Consider the following 1962-nt stretch of genomic DNA (forward strand, 5'->3'; position numbering starts at 1 on the left):
CCCACCCCAGACGCCACGTCGTGACGCGCCGGTGCGTCGGGACCGTGCGGCCGGCCTGCGGTATCGTCGCCCAGCGCGACGACCAGCAGCTCAGCGCACTCGAGGATGCCCTCGACCTTCAGCGCCAGGAACTCCTCGGCGCGTTCCCCGAGGGCGGCGGCGGTCAGCGGACGCTCCTGGTCGACCAGGGCGTGGATGCGCCGCCGCAGCGCGTCGTCGGTGATGCGGATGAAGCGCCACGGCTGCATCAGGCCCACGCTGGGCGCGGCGTGCGCGGCCTGCAACAGCCGCGCCAGCACCTCCTCGGCCACGACGGCGCCCGGCGTGAACCTGCGCATGTCGCGGCGCTCGGAGATCACCCGGTAGACGGCTCGCCGCTCCTCGGGACTGAACGCCTGGTCGGTCATGCCAGCCATCGTAAAAAATCCGCGTTAGCGTAAGTCGTATCGCCGACGGACCTGGCCGACGCCGGAGAAGGGAGTGCTTCGTGAAGCCTTCGGACCTGCTCGAGCAGCTCGATAACGCGGCCGACTACGGGCAGCCCTATCAAACTCCCGACGGCTACACGGTGATCCCGGTCGGCAAGCCGCTGGGGGTGTTCGTCATCCGCGACGGCGAGGCCACGTGGAAGGCCGCCGTCGACACCGACCGGATCGCCCTGATCGGGGTGCTCACCGGCCTGGTGGCGACGCTGCTCGCCGGGCTGGCGATGCTGCGGCAGCCGCCCTGGCCGCGAATCACCCTCACGGACTGAACGTGACTCCGACCGCGCGGAACACGTATTCGGGTGGCATGGCGAAGGCCAGCGACCGCCGCGGCAGCACGTCCAGCACCTCCTGGGGGATCGCGACCTTGTAGTGCAGCGACAGCTCGCCGGTGAACTTCTCGTCGACCTGCGCCACGTCGACCTCGACCTGCAGCCCGGTCGCGGAGATCTCGACCTTCGCGGCGCCGGTCTGCGGCGCGTCCCACCGCGCGTTGACGGTGGGGCCCGCCAGTCGGGGCAGCATCGACAACGTCGCCAGCGCCCGCTGTGAGGTGAACACCACCGAGCCGGTGTAGCTGGCCACGCCGTGCGGCAACCGCACGCCCGGGATGGCGCCGCTGAAGCGCCGCGTCACCGCGACGTAATCGGCGAGGTACGTCAGGCCTTCGGCTTCGACCTGCGTGTGCAGGTCGTCGGGCAGCTTGCCGATGCCGAACAACTTGCGGACGAAGACGGCCATGCCGCCCAGTATGACTGGGCGGGCAGCGGGCCGTGCGAACCTCACCGCCCGACGGCTGGTATCCGTGGGTCATGACCCGCTTCCGGACCGCCGCCGTCCGCTACCTCGCGCCGCTCGCCGTCGTCGGCTACGCCGTCATGTGGATCGGCTACCTGCGGCACTGGTCCTGGCTGCACGGGATGGACTGGACGCTGCTGAACGCGGCGCGCGGCGCCGCGCACCGGCATCCGGCGTGGGTGGGGGCGTGGCAGTTCGTATCGGTGTGGCTGGGCCCGCCGCTGTGGCGGCTGGTCGCGCTGGTGGCGGCGGTCGCCGCCCTGGTGCGGCGCAACGTGCGGGCGGCCCTGGTGTTGTTGGCCTGCGGGCCGCTCAACGGACTGGTGACCACCGCGGCCAAGGGTCTGGTGGATCGGCCGCGGCCGGCGACCATGCTGGTCGCCGCGCCCTCGACCTCGTTCCCGTCCGGCCACGCGCTCGAGACGACGGCCGCGCTGCTCGCGCTGGTGTCGTTCCTGCTGCCGTTGTTGAACCGGGCGCTCGGCCGGGTCACGGTGGCGGTGGCGACCGCGGTGGGGCTGGCGGTCGGCGTCTCCCGGGTGGCCCTGAACGTGCACTACCCGTCGGACGTGCTGGCCGGGTGGGCCTTGGGGTACCTGTGGTTTTTGTTGTGCTGCGGCATCTTTCGTCCATCGGGGGCGCAGCCACTTCATGATCGACACCAGCTGGGCGTCGTCGA

General features: G+C 71.3%; 4 protein-coding genes. 2 read left to right on the plus strand and 2 right to left on the minus strand.

The features are described 5' to 3' along the window. A partial coding sequence (locus tag A5700_RS05340; RefSeq protein WP_197504142.1) for a nitroreductase family protein occupies positions 1-407 on the minus strand: 407 nt, incomplete at its 3' end. Between the two features lie 80 nt (positions 408-487). On the opposite strand from A5700_RS05340, the gene A5700_RS05345 reads away from it, so the two are divergent. Next, entirely contained in the window at positions 488-754 is a 267-nt protein-coding gene (locus A5700_RS05345) for a hypothetical protein (protein ID WP_068070217.1), read from the plus strand. Here the strand turns inward: A5700_RS05345 and A5700_RS05350 are convergent. Beyond that, positions 744-1226 (minus strand): hypothetical protein, encoded by a 483-nt coding sequence (locus A5700_RS05350; RefSeq protein ID WP_068070216.1) that lies wholly within the window; start codon positions 1224-1226, stop codon positions 744-746. The two genes, A5700_RS05345 and A5700_RS05350, sit on opposite strands and share 11 nt — an antisense overlap. Before the next feature lie 71 nt (positions 1227-1297). Between A5700_RS05350 and A5700_RS05355 the strand changes: the two genes are divergently transcribed. After that, positions 1298-1962 (plus strand): phosphatase PAP2 family protein (locus A5700_RS05355; protein WP_082966217.1); only part of this gene is annotated, 665 nt, incomplete at its 3' end.

Origin of the sequence: Mycobacterium sp. E1214 (assembly GCF_001666755.1) — a bacterium.
Lineage (GTDB): Bacteria > Actinomycetota > Actinomycetes > Mycobacteriales > Mycobacteriaceae > Mycobacterium.

Coding starts and splice junctions, on each gene's coding strand:
- A5700_RS05350 (WP_068070216.1), bottom strand. CDS start 1,226: ATGGCCGTCTTCGTCCGCAAGTTGTTCGGCATCGGCAAGCTGCCCGAC.